Genomic DNA, 15113 nt, shown 5'->3' on the forward strand with positions numbered 1-15113 from the left:
CGCTGCCTTACCGGCCGCTGACCGCCCGCCGGTAACGCTCTGACAGCCGCAGCACGTGCTCGGCCAGCTCCGGCGGATCGAGCACCTCGAAGTCCACCCCGATGAACCCGATCCACACCGCTATCCCGTTGACGTCGTCGCCGCCCAGCTTGAGCAGGCAGGTGCCCTCGTCCACCGGCTCGACCTCCAGGCCCAGGGGCAGCTCCCGCATGCGCTCGGCGGGGGCGTGCAGCAGCACCGTCGCGCGGTAGCGCCACATCGCGGTGTTGAGCCCCTTCTCCACGTACGCCGCCACGTCGCCGTCGCCCGGCAGCTCGCGCGGGGTGAAGCGGGGGCCCGACGGGGTGCGCAGGCGCACCCTGTCGACCCTGAACGTGCGCCAGGCGTCGCGGTCGACGTCGTAGCCCACGAGGTACCACCGGCCACGCCGGTGCACCAGGCGGTGCGGCTCGACGTTCCGCACGCTCGCCTCGCCCTCGTGGCCGGTGTAGTCGAAGCGCAGGCCCTCGTGGTCGCGGGCCGCGTTCGCGATCGTGGTCAGCACCTCCGGCGGCACGGACGGCGTGTTGCCCGGGATCTGCACCGTGTAGGCGTTGAGCGCGCTCACCCGCCGCCGCAGCCGGGACGGGAGCACCTGCTCCAGCTTGGCCAGGGCGCGGACCGAGGTCTCCTCGATGCCTTCCACGCCGCCCCCGGCCGCCCGGCCCAGCCCGACCGCCACCGCCACGGCCTCCTCGTCGTCCAGCAGCAGCGGCGGCAGCGCCGCCCCCGCCCCCAGCCGGTAGCCGCCCGCCACGCCCGGCGTCGCGTGCACCGGATAGCCGAGCGAGCGCAGGCGCTCCACGTCGTTGCGGATCGTCCTGGTCGAGACGCCGAGCCTGGCTGACAGCTCGGGTCCCGACCAGTCGCGGTGCGCCTGGAGCAGGGAGAGGAGCTTGAGCAGGCGGGCCGAGGTTTCCAGCATGGGCACCAGTGTGCCCGCTAACGCGGCAAGGACGCTTCCGTGTTGATGACCAGCTTGCCGAGGAAGTGGCCCTCCTCGCTGCGGCGGTGGGCTTCCGCCGCCCGCTCCAGGGGGAACACCTCGGCCACCGGCAGCCGTACGTGCGGCGACTCGCGCAGCGCCCGCGCCGCTGCCGCGGCCCCGTCGCCGGTCGAGAAGCGCACCCCGAGCCGTTCCGCACCCGCCCGGTCGGCGATCGTGATCACCCTGTCCGGATCGCCGGTGAGCTCGACCGACAGGTCCAGCTCGCCCCTGCCCGAGGCGTCCAGCACCCGATCGACGGACGGCGGCAGGCGCCGCTCCAGCCCTTCGCCGTAGCTCACGGGCCGGACGCCGAGCCCGCGCAGGAACGCGTGGTGCCGCTCGCTCGCCGTGCCGATGACCGTGGCGCCCCGGGCGAGGGCGAGCTGCGCGGCGGCCAGGCCGACGCCGCCCGCGACCGCGTGGATCAGCAGCGTCTCGCCCTCCTGCAGCGCGAGGTCGCGCAGCGCGCGGCGGGCCGTCTCGACGGCCACGGGCAGCGCGGCGGCCTCCTCGTAGGTGAGATCGTCCGGCTTGTACGCCAGCGCGTCCGCCTCGGCGATCGCGTGCGTGGCCACGGCGCCCGGCGCCACCTGCCCGTACACCGGGTCGCCGAGCCGCAGCCCGGTCACCCCGGGGCCGAGCGCGTCGACCGTGCCCGCCAGCTCCATGCCGACGCCCTGCGGCCCGTCGGGCGAGCCGCCGCGCATGCCTCGGCGCAGCTTCCAGTCGATGGGGTTCACGCCCGCCGCCCTGACCGCCACCCGTACCTGGCCGGGGCCCGGCTCGGGCAGCGGGATCTCCGCGAGCTCCAGCACCTCGGGGCCGCCGTGCCTGCTGTACTGGACGGCCTGCGCGCCGGCCACCAGCAGGGCCTTGCCGACCAGCTCGCGGGCCTCCAGCGCGGCGTGCGCCTCGGCCGCCCGCTCCAGCGGCACGACCAGGCCCACGTCGGTCGCCAGCAGGCCCGCCGCCGCCTCCTTCAGCGCCTGCTCGGCCAGCCGCGTGAACTCGTCGGGCGCGAACTGGACCTGCTCCATGCCGATCACCCGGACGCCGCGCCGCTCGGCCTCCGCCGGATCGACGGGCGCCGTCGATCCGCTGGGCACCCCGTACGCGAAGAACCTCCCGCCCGGCGCGGCCAGCTCGAACGCCGCCGCGCCGACCTCGCCTCCGACCCCGTCGAACACCACGTCGAACGGCCCCGCGAGCTGGAGGTAGTCCACGGCCTGCGCCGCCCCCGCCGCCAGGGCCGCCGTGCGTTTGGCCGGGCCGTGCGCCGCCGCCGTCACCCGGGCGCCCGCCGCGCTCGCGAGCCGGACCAGCGACAGCCCCAGCGCACCACCGGCCCCCGTGACCAGCACCCGCGCACCGGGCCGCAGCTCCGCCGCCGCCACCAGGCTCAGCGCCGCGGGCCCGACCTGGACGAGCGCCGCGGCCTGCCACAGCGGCACCTCGTCGGGCACCGCGACGACCGTCTCCACTCCCGCCACGGCGCGCTCGGCGTACGCTCCGCCGCCGGGGAGCAGCGCGGCCACCCGCCGCCCCGCCCACCCGGGCTCGACGCCGTCGCCGACCGAGACCACCCGCCCGGCCACGCCGGTGCCCGGCACGAACGGCGGCCGGGCGGGGAACCAGTCACGCCCCCACCCGGCACGCAGCTGCGCGTCGATGGACATCACGTCCACCACCGACACGCCGATCACGACCTGCCCCGGCCCCGCCTCCGGGTCGGGCGCCCGCCCGGCCACGAGCACCTCGGGACCGCCGAACCTCGTCACCTCGACAATCTTCATGCCGCCGAGTGTGGTACCTCAAGTTCGGTTGAGGTCAACCTCCCATGAGCCGCTGAGCCTGCTGGGTGACCACGATCACGGTCAGCGTGCCGAAGAACGCCACCGACCAGATCAGCGCCCCCAGCCGGTACGACCGCACCTTGATGGCCTCGGGCAGCGCCCGCCGGTTGAGGATGATCAGGAGGAACGAGTACACGAACATCATCACGGCCGCGAAGCACGCCGAGAACACCAGCAGGATCAGCGGCTGGTCCAGGCCCGCCAGCAGGATGACGGTGCCGATCAGCGCCATCGCCCACACCGTGTAGAAGTAGACCCGGTTCACCGTGACGGACTTGTCACGCAGGTAGACCGTCTTGATGGTGTCGGAGGCCAGCCGCGAGGTGTAGTCGACGATGCCCATGGCCGAGGCGAACAGGGCCAGCGCCCCGATCACCCAGAACAGCAGGCCGAACCACGTGCCGACCGTGCTCTGCAGCACCTGGCCCTCGACCTGAAGGAAACCGATGCTGTTCTCCAGCCCCGGCCGGCCGAACACCGTGGAGTGGGCCAGCATCGACATGAGCGCGATCGTCACGAACGACACCATGGCGAACGTCCACGCCTGCTCGATGTTGGCGAAGCGCCACCACTGCTTCCACCGCGCCAGGTTCTCCTTCGTCGGCGCGAACTGGTAACCGGTCGAGGAGACCGCCTCCTCGTGACCCGTGACGGGGCTGACCAGGCGCGGGACGTACACTCCCATGCCGAAGCCCTTGTCGCGGATCCAGTTGCTCTGGCACAGGTTCTGGCCGCCGCCCGCTCCGGCGTACGCGATGGCGCCCATCAGCACCGCGAACTCCAGCGGCGGCACCGGGAACCTGGCCCCGACCGTCAGGCCCTGGCCCAGCGCCAGCCAGCTGTCCGCGTTGATCGCGAACAGGATCGCCACCACGATCAGCGTCGCCACCAGCGCGATCTTCACGAAGATGACCCGTTCGAGCAGGATGTAGATCACGGGCGCCATGGTCAGGCTGATCGCGATCAGCAGCAGCATGCCGATCGCGATCCACCGCACGGAGCCCTCGCCCGAGCCGGTCAGGTACGTGACCATGGTCGCGGACGTGGTCACCCAGCCCGGCCAGAGGTTCGAGCAGAGCGTCATGATCACGAAGACCAGGCCCCAGTGTTTCCACATGCGGCTGAAACCGGTCAGCGCGGTCTCGCCGGTGGCCAGGGTGTAACGCTCGATCTCCATGTTCAGGAACCACTGGGTGATGATGCCGATCGCGGCTCCCCAGATGAAGACGAGGCCGACTTGCGAGGCGATGTACGGCCAGAGGATGAACTCGCCCGACGCCAGCCCGACACCGGCGCCGACCAGGCCGGGGCCGATGACACGCCACGTCGATCTGGGCGGCTCCGGAAGGTCGCGCACGGCGACGGCGGGTAGGACTCGCGCTGGAACGGTGGGGGTGAATTCCGCCATGCGGATCTCCTTGCTCAGCTTGCTTGTCCGCCACATTACAGAGACCCGAAACATCCGTGGAATACCTAGTTAATTACCACCACGTATTCGCCCCGTTCCGTGAATCCCGCCACCCGCGCCCCAGCCGCCATGGCGCCGCCGAGCGCCTCCCGCACCGCCATCCGCCACGCCATCGCCTTCCCGGCGTCCTGCCGCCGCAGCCGCTCGACATCGCGCGGCGTCCCCACGAGCAACACCCGGTGCCCGCCCGGGTCCCCGATCAGGGGGCGGCCGTCGTCCGCCTCCCGCACCAGCGGGTACGCCTCGTCGAGGCCCGCCTTCTGCTCCTGCTCGCCGGTGATGCGCCACACCGCGAGCAGCCGGTCCGAGGCGTCCCCCTCGTTGATCGCGTCCGCCATCGCCCCGTAGAACTCCGTCAGGTACGCCTCCGGCCGCGCGCCCAGCTTGACCAGGTTGAAGTGGGCGTTGCGCCGGACGAGCGGGTCGAACGTCCACGTGATCCGCCCCAGCCCCCGCTCGCGGCACCAGGCGCGCTGGTGCAGCTTCAGCGCGTACCCGACGCCCTTGCCGATGACGGCCCCCGTGACGTGCGAGTGCAGCGCCTCGCCCGACGCCAGGAACCCCACGGACGCCCCCACCAGGTCGTCACCCGCGAACGCCCCGGCGACGTAGTTGCCCGTGTGCGCGAACCCGGCCATCAGCTCCACGGTCACCGGCACGTTCGCCGGCTCCGGATGCCAGATCTCGTCGAAGAGCCGGTAGACCTGCTCGAACTCGCCGATCTCCCGCAACTCCCTGATCACCACGCCGGCCCTGGCCGCCGCCTCCTCATGCTCCATCCCTCCATTTACGCACGCGGGCACCGGTGCGCTGCCTATGAGCTGTCGGGATAGCTGTACGTATCCGATCCATCACGGACTGATGTCCGCGTTGCTGCTGGTCCCCGCGACCTCACTCACTGTAGTCATGGTGGGTGCGCCGTCCCATGCCGGGACGCCCGTTGACCAGGGAGGACATCATGTCGCTCGTGCTGACCGCCGCCCGCAGGCTGGCCGCGCTCGGACTGTGCGCCACCGCGGCACTCGCCGGCCCGTTCACGACGCTCCCCGCCGACGCCGCCGCCGGGGCGAACCTCTACATCACCGTCACCCCGCGCGATGGCGGCGCGTACTCGATGCGCCTCACCTGCGGCCCGGACGGGGGTCTGCACCCGTACCCGGGGGCGGCCTGCGACGCGCTCCGCTCGGTGGACGGGTACCTGCACGACCTGGAGGTCGATCCGGGGCCGTGTCCGCTGATCTGGGATCCGGTGGAGGTCGAGGCACAGGGGCACTGGTACGGCCGGCCTGAGTCGTACTACGAGGAGTTCCCGAACCGGTGCGCGCTGGAACGGAAGCTCGGCCCGGTCGCCGGCTAGCTAGCCGGTCGAGACGTGAGGGCAACGCCTGCCTCGCGGGCAGGCGTTGCCCTGCTGCTCACCTCGTGCCTTTTCGCGCGGTCGTCGCGCGGTCGTCGGCTGCTCACCTCGTGCCCTTGGCGCGGTCGTCCGCTCCTCGGCCCGTACTCTTCGCGCGGTCGTCGGCTCAGCCCCTGCTTCCGCTCAGCCCCTGCTTCCGCGCAGCCCCTGCTTCCGCGCAGCCCCTGCTTCCGCGCAGCCCCTGCTTCCGCGCAGCCCCTGCTTCCGCTCAGCCCATGCTCTTCGCGCCGTCCAGCGACTCGCGGATGATGTCGGCGTGCCCGGCGTGCTGGGACGTCTCGGCGATGATCTGCAGCAGCACCCGACGGGCCGACCGGCGCTCGCCGGGCTGGAACCACGGCGCGGCCGGCAGCGGATGGTCGACGTCCAAGTCGGGCAGGGTGGCGACCACCTCATCGGTCCTCCGGGCCACCTCGTCGTACTCGGCCAGCACCCCGGCCAGCGTCTCGCCGGGCAGCATCCGGAACCCGTCCGTGAACTCGGCCAGGTCGGCCTCGGTCATCGCGGTGAAGTCCTTCATGGCCGACGTGCCTTGCAGGATGAAGTCCACCCAGCTCCGCTCCATCTGCGCCACGTGCTTGATCAGGCCGCCCAGGCACAGCTCGCTGGCGGTCGTCCGCATCCCGGCCTGCTCGTCGGTGAGGTCGCGGGTGGTGAAGCGCAGGAAGTGACGGCTCTGCGCCAGCGCCGCCAGCAGGTCGGCGCGCTCTCCGGTCACGTCGCTGGTGCTGTGGGGGTTCGGCGTGTTGACGGTCATGATCACTGCCTTCCGTGGGGATGTTCTGCCGCTCGAGAACGGTGAGGTGTTCCTGTCGCTCAAGAACAGACTGCCGACCATAGCGGTCACTTTCTGACCTGAATGACGGAAGAATCGGAAACATGGCGAACACCAGCACCCGGACGCTGCGGCTGCTGTCCCTGCTCCAGACCCACCGCTACTGGCCGGGCGCCGAGCTGGCCGAACGGCTCGGCGTCTCCGCCCGTACCCTGCGCAGGGACGTCGACCGGCTGCGCGAGCTGGGCTATCCCGTGCAGGCACAGCGCGGCGTGGACGGCGGCTACCAGCTCGCCGCGGGCGCCGCGCTGCCGCCGCTGGTGATCGACGACGAGGAGGCGGTAGCCCTGGCCGTGGGCATGCAGGCCGCGGCGCAGGACCCGGTGGAGGGCATCGCGGAGTCCTCGATCCGGGTGCTGGCCAAGGTGGTGCAGGTGATGCCGGTCCGGCTGCGGCGGCGCATCGACGCGCTGCGCGCGATGACGGTCTCCGCCGGCTGGGCCGGCCAGGCCAGGGCGGGCCTCGACCCGGGCGTCCTCACCACGATCGCGCTGACCTGCCGGGACAACGAACGGCTCCGCTTCTCCTACACCGCCGCCGACGGCCGGCACACCGAGCGGCACACCGAGCCGCACCGGCTGGTGTCACTCGGCCGCCGCTGGTACCTGGTCGCCTACGACCTGGAGCGGCACGACTGGCGCAGCTTCCGGGTCGACCGGCTGTCCGCGGCGCAGGGCACCGGCGCCCGCTTCCGGCCCCGTACGCTGCCCACCGCCGACGCCGCCGAGTTCGTCCGCGCCAGACTGGACGGCCTGCCCCGCTCCCACCAGGTGGAGGTCCTGGTGCACGCCCCTGCGGCGGCGGTGCGGGAGCGGATCGGCAGGTGGTGCACGGTCGAGGAGATCGACGCGAGGCAGTGCCGGGTACGGATGGTGGTCGACTCCCTGGAATGGCCGATCATGGCCTTGGGCGTGCTCGACGCGGACTTCCACGTTCTCGAGCCACCCGAGCTGCTCGACCAGATCCGCAGCTGGGGAGCCCGCTTCACCAGGGCCGGCACGGCAGGAGACGGCATCGGTGGCCGGTGACGCAGGCATGACATGGCGGGCGGCCGGGTGGACGGTGGACGCGGGGCTGACGCGCCCGGTGGGACGGGTGGATGGTGACGCAGGCATGATGTGGCGGGCCAGGCGGACGGTGATGCGGACATGACGTGGCGGGCGGGCCGGAGCCCGCGCAGGATCGCGGTGCTCGGCTGCGGCGGCAGCGGCAAGACCGTGCTGGCCGACCGGCTCGGCATCCCCGTCACCCACCTGGTTCAGGCGCACTCCCAGGCCTGGATGTCCGGGGTTCGACGCCCGAAGCCCGTGAGGATGGCGCAGACCTGGTCGCCCCCTGAGCGGCGCGCCACGTCCACGACACCGCTCGCCGACCACACCCCGGCACGCGGGTGGCGCCACGCCCTCACCCTCGCCCACCACCCGGCCCATCTAGGACCTTCACATCGCCACGCCCTCACCCTCACCCACCACTCGGGCCCATCCAGGGCCTTCACACCGCCGCGCGTTGACGCTCGCCCCTACCGGACCGCTTCGATGAGTGCTCGGAGCAGGGTCACGCGTGCCGGCATCTCAGCGACGATGACGTGTTCGTGATCCGCGTGGGCTCCGCCGCCTACGGCGCCCAGCCCGTCGAGGGTCGGGCAGCCCACTCCGGCCGTGAAGTTGCCGTCGGAGGCGCCGCCCACCGAGGCCGACGCCAGCGTTCCCAGCCCCAGCCCCGCCGCCAGCTCCTGGGCCAGCGCGAAGAGACCGGCCGACATCGAGCCCTCCAGGGGCGGCCGGTTGGGGCCGCCGAGGACCTCCAGACGGGTGCCCTGCACCACGGGCCGCAGCGCGTGCATCGCCGCGTCCACCCGAGCCTGCTCCGCCACCTCCGCGACCCGTACGTCCACGCCCACCGAGGCGGCGGCCGGCACCGTGTTGAAGGACGTGCCGCCCGACAGCACTGTCGGCGTGACCGTGGTCGCCCCCGCGCCCATGGCGGCGACGGCCAGGATCTGGTGGGCGAGCTCGATGCCCGCGTTGGCGCCCTTCTCCGGCTCGAGCCCGGCGTGCGCGGCCTTGCCGTGCACGTTGACGGTGTAGTTGGAGGTGCCCTTGCGGGCGGTCTTCAGGGCCCCGCCGTCGGCGCTGGCCTCCATGACGAAGGTGGCGGCCAGCCCGCGGGCGGTCTCCTGGATCAGGGGCGAGGAGGTGAGCGAGCCGACCTCCTCGTCGCCGGTGATCAGCAACGTGACGCCGTCGAGCGAGTCGAGCCCGGCCAGCGCGTGGAACGTCTGCACCAGCCCCGCCTTCATGTCGAACACCCCCGGCCCTCGCGCCACCCCGTCCACCACGGACCATGGGTGGGTGGTGAGGGTGCCGATCGGCCAGACGGTGTCGTGGTGGCCGAGCAGCAGGACCCTGGGCGTGCCGAACGACCAGCGCAGGTGCGTGACGCCGTCGATCACCAGGAATTCCGGGCCGGTGCCCAGGTGGCGGGTCCCCATCGCGGCCACCACCTTCGCGCTGCGGGCCACGGCTTCCAGATCACTGGAGAAGGACTCGCACAGGACCAGCTCCTCCAGGTCTTCGACCATGCCGGCGGCCTGCTGGGAAGCGTTGTCGGTCATGCTCATGATGGTCGTCCCCCGAGAAGAGTCGTCGGCCTGGTGTTCGAGCCCTGCGGCGGAAGGGCGCCAGGACGACCCAGCGGCGGAAGGGCGTCCCGGCTCCGCGGCGGAAGGGCGTCCCGGCTCCGCGGTGGAAGGGCGTCCCGGCTCCGCGGCGATAGGGCGTCCCGGCTCCGTGGCGGTAGGGCGCCAGGGCCTGGTGGTGGGAGGGTGACCGGGACCGGTGACGTCATGAGAGGAGCTCGCCGAAGAGGCGGTGCACGTTGCCGCCGATGATCTGCATGACGTCCTTCTCCGGCAACCCGCGCGCGAGCAGGCCCTCCGTGACCATGGGCAGCCCGCGCGGCCCCTCCAGGCCCGGGACCGCCTGCTTCGGGTCCACCCCTCTGGTGTGCAGGTCTTCGCAGCAGGGCGGGGTGAGGTCGTCCATCACCTCGCGGATGAAGTCGGGGCCGAGGCCCACGTGGTCGATGCCGGCGACGGACACGATGTGCTCGATGTGGTCGAGCAGGCGGTCGAGCGTCATGTCCTCCTCGCGCTCGGCGAGGAACGGGGCGAAGAAGTTGACGCAGATGACGCCGCCGGTGGCGGCCACGGCCCTGAGCTGGTCGTCGGTGAGGTTGCGGTGGTGGTCGCGCAGGGCGCGGGCGGAGGAGTGGGTGGCGATGACCGGTCGGGTGGCCAGCTCCAGCACGTGGGCGACGCCCGAGGCGCCCAGGTGGGAGACGTCGAAGACGATGCCCAGGCGCTCCATCTCCCGCAGGGCCGCGACGCCGGCGGAGGTCAGGCCGCTGCCCGTCGCGTCCTCACCGCTGCCGTCGGCCAGCGGCGTGCGGCCGAAGTGGGCGATGGAGGCCACCCGGACGCCCAGGCGGTGCATGGTCGGGATCAGCTCGACGCTGGCGTCGAGGCCGGGCATGCTCTCCATCGCGAGCACCAGGGCGATCTTGCCGTCGTCGAGCGCCCGGTCGATGTCGGAGGCGTCGAGGCAGAGGCGTACGTGGTCGGGGTTGCCCTCCGCCAGCACGTGAGCGCACTCGATCATGCGCAGGGTCTGCCGCAGCGCGCCCTCCGGGAGATACTGGTCGTCGATGAAGACGGGCAGCACCTGCAGATTGACGCCCCCGTCGAGGAGCTGCGGCAGCCATCTCTCCCGGAAGAACGAGGCCCACTGGTGCGGCGGCCTGGCGGAGACCGCCATCAGCAGGTCGTTGTGAGTGTCGGCCACGACAGCGCGCTGGTGCAGGGGAAGCGTCATGGCAGGACGGTATCGCGACCCTGGGACCTGCTCCAATGCGTCTCAGGTCCGATCTTTTGGATCACTTGTACGACCTGGGTTTGATGGGTTGCCCGCCCACTCGGACCGGTCGCCCACTCGGACCGGTCGCCCACTCGGACCGGTCGCCCACTCGGACCGGTCGCCCACTCGGACCGGTCGCCCACTCGGACCGGCCGCCTACGAGGCTTTGCCCGAACCGGCCGCCCGGTAGGCCGGCTGCGGGGGACGGGCCGTGAGCCTGCGGTACAGCGTCGTGGTCCCCGGCCAGTTGTTCGTGACGCGCCCGGACGCGGTCTTGTACCAGCTCTGGCACCCCGCCCCCCACACCATCCTGGCCATCGCCGCGTCGAGCTGCCTGCGCCAGGCCGCCATCACCTCGGCCCGCACCTCGATGGGGCCGCTCCCCGCCAGGTACGGCAGGCAGGCCATGACATGCTCCACCTGGCATTCGATCATGAAGACGATCGAGTTGTGCCCCAGGTTCGTGTTCGGCCCGTACAGCACGAACATGTTCGGGAACCCGGGCACCGAGATCCCCAGGTAAGCCTCGGCCCCATCCGCCCACCGCTCCTCCAGCGACCGCCCCTCGCGCCCCACCACCTCCATCGGCACCAGGAACTCGGTGCTCTTGAAGCCGGTGGCGTACACGATCGTGTCCACCTCGTACGGCCCCTCGGTGGTCTCGATGCCCTTGGGCGTGACCCGTACGATCTTGTCGGTGACCAGCGACACGTTCGGCCTGGTCAGCGCCGGATAGAAGCTGCTGTCGATGACGACCCGCTTGCAGCCCGGCGGGTAGTCGGGCGTCAGCCTGGCCCGCAGGCCGGGGTCGGGCACCTGGTCGCGCAGGTGCCGCAGCGCCCGCTGCTTGAGCAGCCCCGCGCTCCACCCCTGGGAGAGCGCGGGGTAGAGGGTGCCTTCGGCGTACCGGTAGATCCACTCCCGGTAGGCCCGCTGCAGCCCGGGGACGAAGCGGAAGGCGAGCCGGGTCAGCGGGCCGAACGTGGCGTCGGGCTTCGGGATCACCCAGTTGGGCGTGCGCTGGAAGACGTGCAGATGCTCGGCGCGCTCCGCGACCCGGGGGATGAGCTGGGCCGCGGAGGACCCGTTCCCGATCACGGCGACGCGCCGGCCGGTGAGGTCGTGCCCGTGGTCCCAGCGGGCGGAATGGAACGAGACCCCTTCGAACTCCGCCATGCCGGGGATGTCCGGCAGACGGGGACGGTTGAGCTGCCCCACCCCCATGACGAGCACGTCGAACGCCTCCGTGCCGCCCGGCGTCGTGACCTGCCACTGCGCGCCGTCGAAAACGGCCCGCCGCACCTCCGTGTCGAAGCGGATCTTTTCCCTGACGTGGTATTTGTCGGCGCAATGTTCGAGATACTCGAGAATTTCGGGCTGTTCCGGGTAGCGGCGGGTCCAGCTCGCATACTTCTCGAAGGAGTACGAGTACAGATGCGAGGGAATGTCGCACCCCGCCCCGGGATAGCTGTTGTCCCGCCAGGTGCCGCCGAGATCGCCGGCCTTCTCGAAGACCGTGTACGAGCGAATCCCTGCCCGTTCGAGCTGGATCGCCATGCACAGCCCGCCGAAACCCGCTCCGACGATCGCGACGCTTGGTGCCATGCCGCCCTCCGAACGCAAGTCAGGATTCACTTACATTACGCCGAACCCTGTTCTGAAGACACCCCTCGCCGCGCCCGCCGCGAGGCGCTCCGCGGGCCGGTAGTCTGCGCAGGTGGCTGCTGTGACGTTGACTGACGTGATCGAGGTGCTCGAGGCGGCCTACCCGCCCGCCCGGGCCGAGTCGTGGGACGCAGTGGGGCTGGTCAGCGGCGACCCGGCCCAGCAGGTACGCCGGGTGCTGCTCGCGGTCGACCCGGTCGCCGCCGTGGCCGAGGAGGCGCTCGACTGGGGGGCCGACCTGATCGTCACCCACCACCCCCTCTTCCTGCGCGGCACCACCTCCGTGGCCACGACCACGCCCAAGGGCAGGCTCGTGCACACCCTGATCAAGAACGACATCGCCCTCTACACCGCCCACACCAACGCCGACGTCGCGAACCCGGGCGTGTCCGACGCCCTGGCCAGGGCCGTCGGGCTGGCCGGCGACCTGGTCCCGCTGCGGCCGTTCCCCGACGACCCGTGGCGCGGGCTGGGCCGCATCGGGGAGCTGCCGGAGAAGACGACGCTGGGGGAGTTCGCGCGGCGGGCGGCCGAGGGGTTGCCGCGCACGTCGTGGGGGATCCGCGTGGCGGGCGATCTGTCCCGCCCGGTCCTGCGCGTGGCCGTCAGCGGCGGCGCGGGCGACTCGCTCCTCGGCACGGCCGCCGCCGCGGGCGTCGACGTGTTCCTCACGGCGGACCTGCGGCATCATCCTGCCAGCGAGTTCGTGGAGTCGGGCGGGCCCGCGCTGATCGACGCCGCGCACTGGGCGACCGAGTGGCCCTGGCTGGACAGCGCGGCGTCCATCCTGCGCGAGAGTGGCGTTACCGTTGAAACACGTGTCTCCGCCACGGTCACCGATGCTTGGACAAGAGGATATTGATCATGAAAGCAGCCCCTGAGGCACAGAAGCGACTGCTCGACCTGGCAGAGCTCGACTCCAAGATCGATCGGCTGGCGCACCGCCGCCGCACCCTGCCCGAGCTGGCCGAGATCGACGGGCGCTCCAAGACGCTCGCCAAGCTCGCCACCCAGGTGATCGAGGCCGAGACCGAGGCCGGCGACCTCGCCCGCGAGCAGGCCAAGGCCGAGAGCGACGTCGACGCCGTGCGCACCCGCGCCGACCGCGACCAGAAGCGCCTCGACTCCGGAGCCGTGACCTCGCCGCGCGACCTGGCGAGCCTGCAGTCCGAGATCGCCTCGCTGCACAGGCGGCAGGGCGACCTGGAGGAGGTCGTGCTGGAGATCATGGAGCGCAGGGAGGCCGCCGACACCAAGGTCACCGACCTGGCGGCCAAGCGCGACGAGGAGCGCGCCGCGCTCTCGGCGGCGGAGGACCGCCGCGACGCCGCGCTGAACGAGATCGACAAGGAGGCGGGCGAGGTGCAGGGCCGCCGCGCGGGCGTCGTCGGAGACATCCCCGCCGACCTGCTCAAGCTCTACGACAAGCTCAGGGAGCAGTACGGCGTGGGCGCCGCCATGCTCCACGGCGGCCGGTGCCAGGGCTGCAAGGTGGCCCTGTCCATCGCCGAGATGAACCGCATCAAGGCCGCCCCGCACGACGAGGTGCTCCGGTGCGAGGAGTGCCGCCGCATCCTCGTCCGCACCGCAGAGTCCGGCCTGTGACCTCGTACGTCATCGAGGCGGACGGCGGCTCGCGCGGCAACCCGGGTCCGGCCGGTTACGGCGCGGTCGTCAAGGACGCCTCCGACGGCCAGGTGCTGGCGGAGGCGGCCGAGGCGATCGGCGTCACGACCAACAACGTCGCCGAGTACCGCGGCCTGATCGCCGGCCTGCGGGCCGTGCTCGACCTGGGCGGCGACGGGGCGCGGGTGGCCGTACGGATGGACTCGAAGCTGGTCGTCGAGCAGATGGCGGGTCGCTGGAAGATCAAGAACGAGGGCCTGCGCCCGCTGGCGGCCGAGGCCGGGACCCTCGTCAGGCGGCTGCGGGTGACGGAGTGGACCTGGATCCCCCGTGAACGCAACTCCCACGCCGACCGCCTCGCCAACGAGGCCATGGACGCCGCCGCCAAGGGGCTGACCTGGAAGGCGGGCGGCACGACCGGTACGGGTGGCGCCGACGCGCCGGGACTTACCAGTACGGGCGGCGCCGACGGGCCGGGGCCTGCCGGTACGGGCGCGCCCGGCGCGCGGCCCTCCAGGACCGGAGCCGCCCGCCCCGCACCGACGGCCGGCCGGCAGACGGACCTCCTCGACGCGGGCGACATCTCCGAACTGTCCGCCCCCACCGCCTCCGTGGCCACCGCCCAGGCCAGGGCCACGGGCACGGCCAAGGGCACCGGCTGGGCCCCGCCCACCCGCGTCGCCACCTCCCTGCTCCTCCTCAGGCACGGCGAGACCGAGCTGTCGCTCGAACGCAGGTTCTCCGGGCGCGGCGACGCCGAGCTCACCGCGAACGGCCTGGCCCAGGCCGCGGCGGCGGCCGCACGGCTGTCGCGCGAGCCGTACCGGCTGGACGTGGTCGTCACCTCCCCGCTCAAACGCGCCAGGCAGACCGCGCAGGCGGTCGCCGAGCAGGCGGGTGCCGAGGTCGAGGTGCTCGAAGAGCTCATGGAGGCGGACTTCGGCGCCTGGGAGGGGCACACGTTCACGGAGGTCCAGCGCCGCTGGCCCGCCGAGCTGGCGGCCTGGCTGGCGGACCCCGAGGTGGCCCCGCCGGGCGGCGAGAGCTTCGCCGAGACCGCACGCCGCGTGCAGGCGGCCAGGGAGCGGCTGGTGGAGCGGTACGAAGGCAAGACGGTCCTGGCCGTCTCGCACGTGACGCCGATCAAGCTGCTCCTCAGGGACGCCCTGCTGGCGCCGCTGCAGTCCCTCTACCGCATGCATCTCGACCTGGCATGCCTGTCGCTGATCGAGTACTACGCCGACGGGCCGGCCGTGGTGAAGTCCTTCAACGACACCTCGCACCTGCGCTGAGCGGAGCCGTGCCGGG

At 72.2% G+C, this 15113-nt stretch carries 14 protein-coding genes and 1 pseudogene; 5 read left to right on the forward strand and 10 right to left on the reverse strand.

Going from position 1 to position 15113, the window contains the following annotated elements; translation table 11 throughout:
* Positions 1-7: 7 nt before the first annotated feature.
* From AB0I79_RS07290 to AB0I79_RS07310, 5 genes and pseudogenes are all read right to left on the reverse strand, one after another.
* Positions 8-964, reverse strand: a complete 957-nt coding sequence (locus AB0I79_RS07290) for a YafY family protein (protein ID WP_357868233.1) — start codon at positions 962-964, stop codon at positions 8-10.
* A gap of 17 nt (positions 965-981) precedes the next feature.
* The gene (locus AB0I79_RS07295; RefSeq protein ID WP_357869644.1) at positions 982-1890 is read right to left on the reverse strand and encodes an NADP-dependent oxidoreductase; all 909 of its coding nucleotides are present in this window, start codon (positions 1888-1890) and stop codon (positions 982-984) included.
* A 15-nt stretch (positions 1891-1905) separates the two neighbouring features.
* A pseudogene (locus AB0I79_RS07300) lies at positions 1906-2820 on the reverse strand (zinc-binding dehydrogenase); the annotation flags it as partial.
* A 34-nt stretch (positions 2821-2854) separates the two neighbouring features.
* On the reverse strand, positions 2855-4288 hold the full coding sequence (locus AB0I79_RS07305) for an Nramp family divalent metal transporter (protein WP_357868236.1): 1434 nt from the start codon (positions 4286-4288) through the stop codon (positions 2855-2857).
* 65 nt (positions 4289-4353) lie between these two features.
* Positions 4354-5127, reverse strand: coding sequence for a GNAT family N-acetyltransferase (locus AB0I79_RS07310; RefSeq protein ID WP_357868238.1), 774 nt, complete (start codon positions 5125-5127; stop codon positions 4354-4356).
* Positions 5128-5306: 179 nt separating this feature from the next.
* On the opposite strand from AB0I79_RS07310, the gene AB0I79_RS07315 reads away from it, so the two are divergent.
* Positions 5307-5705: an SSI family serine proteinase inhibitor gene (locus AB0I79_RS07315; protein ID WP_357868241.1), complete on the forward strand. Its 399-nt coding sequence runs from the start codon at positions 5307-5309 to the stop codon at positions 5703-5705.
* Between the two features lie 268 nt (positions 5706-5973).
* Here the strand turns inward: AB0I79_RS07315 and AB0I79_RS07320 are convergent, their stop codons facing one another.
* On the reverse strand, positions 5974-6522 hold the full coding sequence (locus AB0I79_RS07320; RefSeq protein WP_357868243.1) for a DinB family protein: 549 nt from the start codon (positions 6520-6522) through the stop codon (positions 5974-5976).
* Positions 6523-6644: 122 nt separating this feature from the next.
* Here AB0I79_RS07320 and AB0I79_RS07325 point away from each other — a divergent pair, with 122 nt between their 5' ends.
* Positions 6645-7628, forward strand: a complete 984-nt coding sequence (locus AB0I79_RS07325) for a YafY family protein (RefSeq protein WP_357868246.1) — start codon at positions 6645-6647, stop codon at positions 7626-7628.
* 230 nt (positions 7629-7858) lie between these two features.
* On the opposite strand, the gene AB0I79_RS07330 is transcribed toward AB0I79_RS07325, so the two are convergent.
* The 4 genes from AB0I79_RS07330 to AB0I79_RS07345 all read right to left on the reverse strand — a co-directional run bounded on the left by AB0I79_RS07330 (position 7859) and on the right by AB0I79_RS07345 (position 12119).
* The gene (locus AB0I79_RS07330) at positions 7859-8008 is read right to left on the reverse strand and encodes a hypothetical protein (protein WP_357868249.1); all 150 of its coding nucleotides are present in this window, start codon (positions 8006-8008) and stop codon (positions 7859-7861) included.
* A 111-nt stretch (positions 8009-8119) separates the two neighbouring features.
* Positions 8120-9214 carry a M20 family metallopeptidase gene (locus AB0I79_RS07335; protein WP_357868252.1) on the reverse strand — a complete coding sequence of 365 codons (1095 nt, stop codon included), beginning with the start codon at positions 9212-9214 and terminating at the stop codon, positions 8120-8122.
* A gap of 229 nt (positions 9215-9443) precedes the next feature.
* Positions 9444-10472: a dipeptidase gene (locus AB0I79_RS07340; RefSeq protein WP_357868254.1), complete on the reverse strand. Its 1029-nt coding sequence runs from the start codon at positions 10470-10472 to the stop codon at positions 9444-9446.
* A gap of 198 nt (positions 10473-10670) precedes the next feature.
* Positions 10671-12119 (reverse strand): NAD(P)/FAD-dependent oxidoreductase, encoded by a 1449-nt coding sequence (locus AB0I79_RS07345; protein WP_357868257.1) that lies wholly within the window; start codon positions 12117-12119, stop codon positions 10671-10673.
* A 121-nt stretch (positions 12120-12240) separates the two neighbouring features.
* Between AB0I79_RS07345 and AB0I79_RS07350 the strand changes: the two genes are divergently transcribed.
* The 3 genes from AB0I79_RS07350 to AB0I79_RS07360 are packed head-to-tail and all read left to right on the forward strand — an operon-like array spanning position 12241 to position 15097.
* A complete protein-coding gene (locus AB0I79_RS07350; protein ID WP_357868260.1) occupies positions 12241-13041 on the forward strand; it encodes a Nif3-like dinuclear metal center hexameric protein in 801 nt (266 codons plus the stop codon).
* Between the two features lie 2 nt (positions 13042-13043).
* Entirely contained in the window at positions 13044-13784 is a 741-nt protein-coding gene (locus AB0I79_RS07355; protein WP_357868262.1) for a C4-type zinc ribbon domain-containing protein, read from the forward strand.
* Complete coding sequence (locus tag AB0I79_RS07360) at positions 13781-15097, forward strand: bifunctional RNase H/acid phosphatase (protein WP_357868265.1); 1317 nt, start codon at positions 13781-13783, stop codon at positions 15095-15097. The genes AB0I79_RS07355 and AB0I79_RS07360 overlap by 4 nt, the downstream gene beginning before the upstream one ends.
* Positions 15098-15113 lie beyond the last annotated feature (16 nt).

Origin of the sequence: Nonomuraea sp. NPDC050202 (assembly GCF_040656115.1) — a bacterium.
Lineage (GTDB): Bacteria > Actinomycetota > Actinomycetes > Streptosporangiales > Streptosporangiaceae > Nonomuraea.

Excerpts from the sequence above, each read along its gene's own strand:
- AB0I79_RS07325 (WP_357868246.1), top strand. The coding sequence starts at position 6,645 with ATGGCGAACACCAGCACCCGGACGCTGCGGCTGCTGTCCCTGCTCCAG.
- AB0I79_RS07305 (WP_357868236.1), bottom strand. The coding sequence starts at position 4,288 with ATGGCGGAATTCACCCCCACCGTTCCAGCGCGAGTCCTACCCGCCGTC.
- AB0I79_RS07345 (WP_357868257.1), bottom strand. The coding sequence starts at position 12,119 with ATGGCACCAAGCGTCGCGATCGTCGGAGCGGGTTTCGGCGGGCTGTGC.
- AB0I79_RS07315 (WP_357868241.1), top strand. The coding sequence starts at position 5,307 with ATGTCGCTCGTGCTGACCGCCGCCCGCAGGCTGGCCGCGCTCGGACTG.
- AB0I79_RS07290 (WP_357868233.1), bottom strand. The coding sequence starts at position 964 with ATGCTGGAAACCTCGGCCCGCCTGCTCAAGCTCCTCTCCCTGCTCCAG.
- AB0I79_RS07335 (WP_357868252.1), bottom strand. The coding sequence starts at position 9,214 with ATGACCGACAACGCTTCCCAGCAGGCCGCCGGCATGGTCGAAGACCTG.
- AB0I79_RS07340 (WP_357868254.1), bottom strand. The coding sequence starts at position 10,472 with ATGACGCTTCCCCTGCACCAGCGCGCTGTCGTGGCCGACACTCACAAC.
- AB0I79_RS07355 (WP_357868262.1), top strand. The coding sequence starts at position 13,044 with ATGAAAGCAGCCCCTGAGGCACAGAAGCGACTGCTCGACCTGGCAGAG.
- AB0I79_RS07320 (WP_357868243.1), bottom strand. The coding sequence starts at position 6,522 with ATGACCGTCAACACGCCGAACCCCCACAGCACCAGCGACGTGACCGGA.
- AB0I79_RS07310 (WP_357868238.1), bottom strand. The coding sequence starts at position 5,127 with ATGGAGCATGAGGAGGCGGCGGCCAGGGCCGGCGTGGTGATCAGGGAG.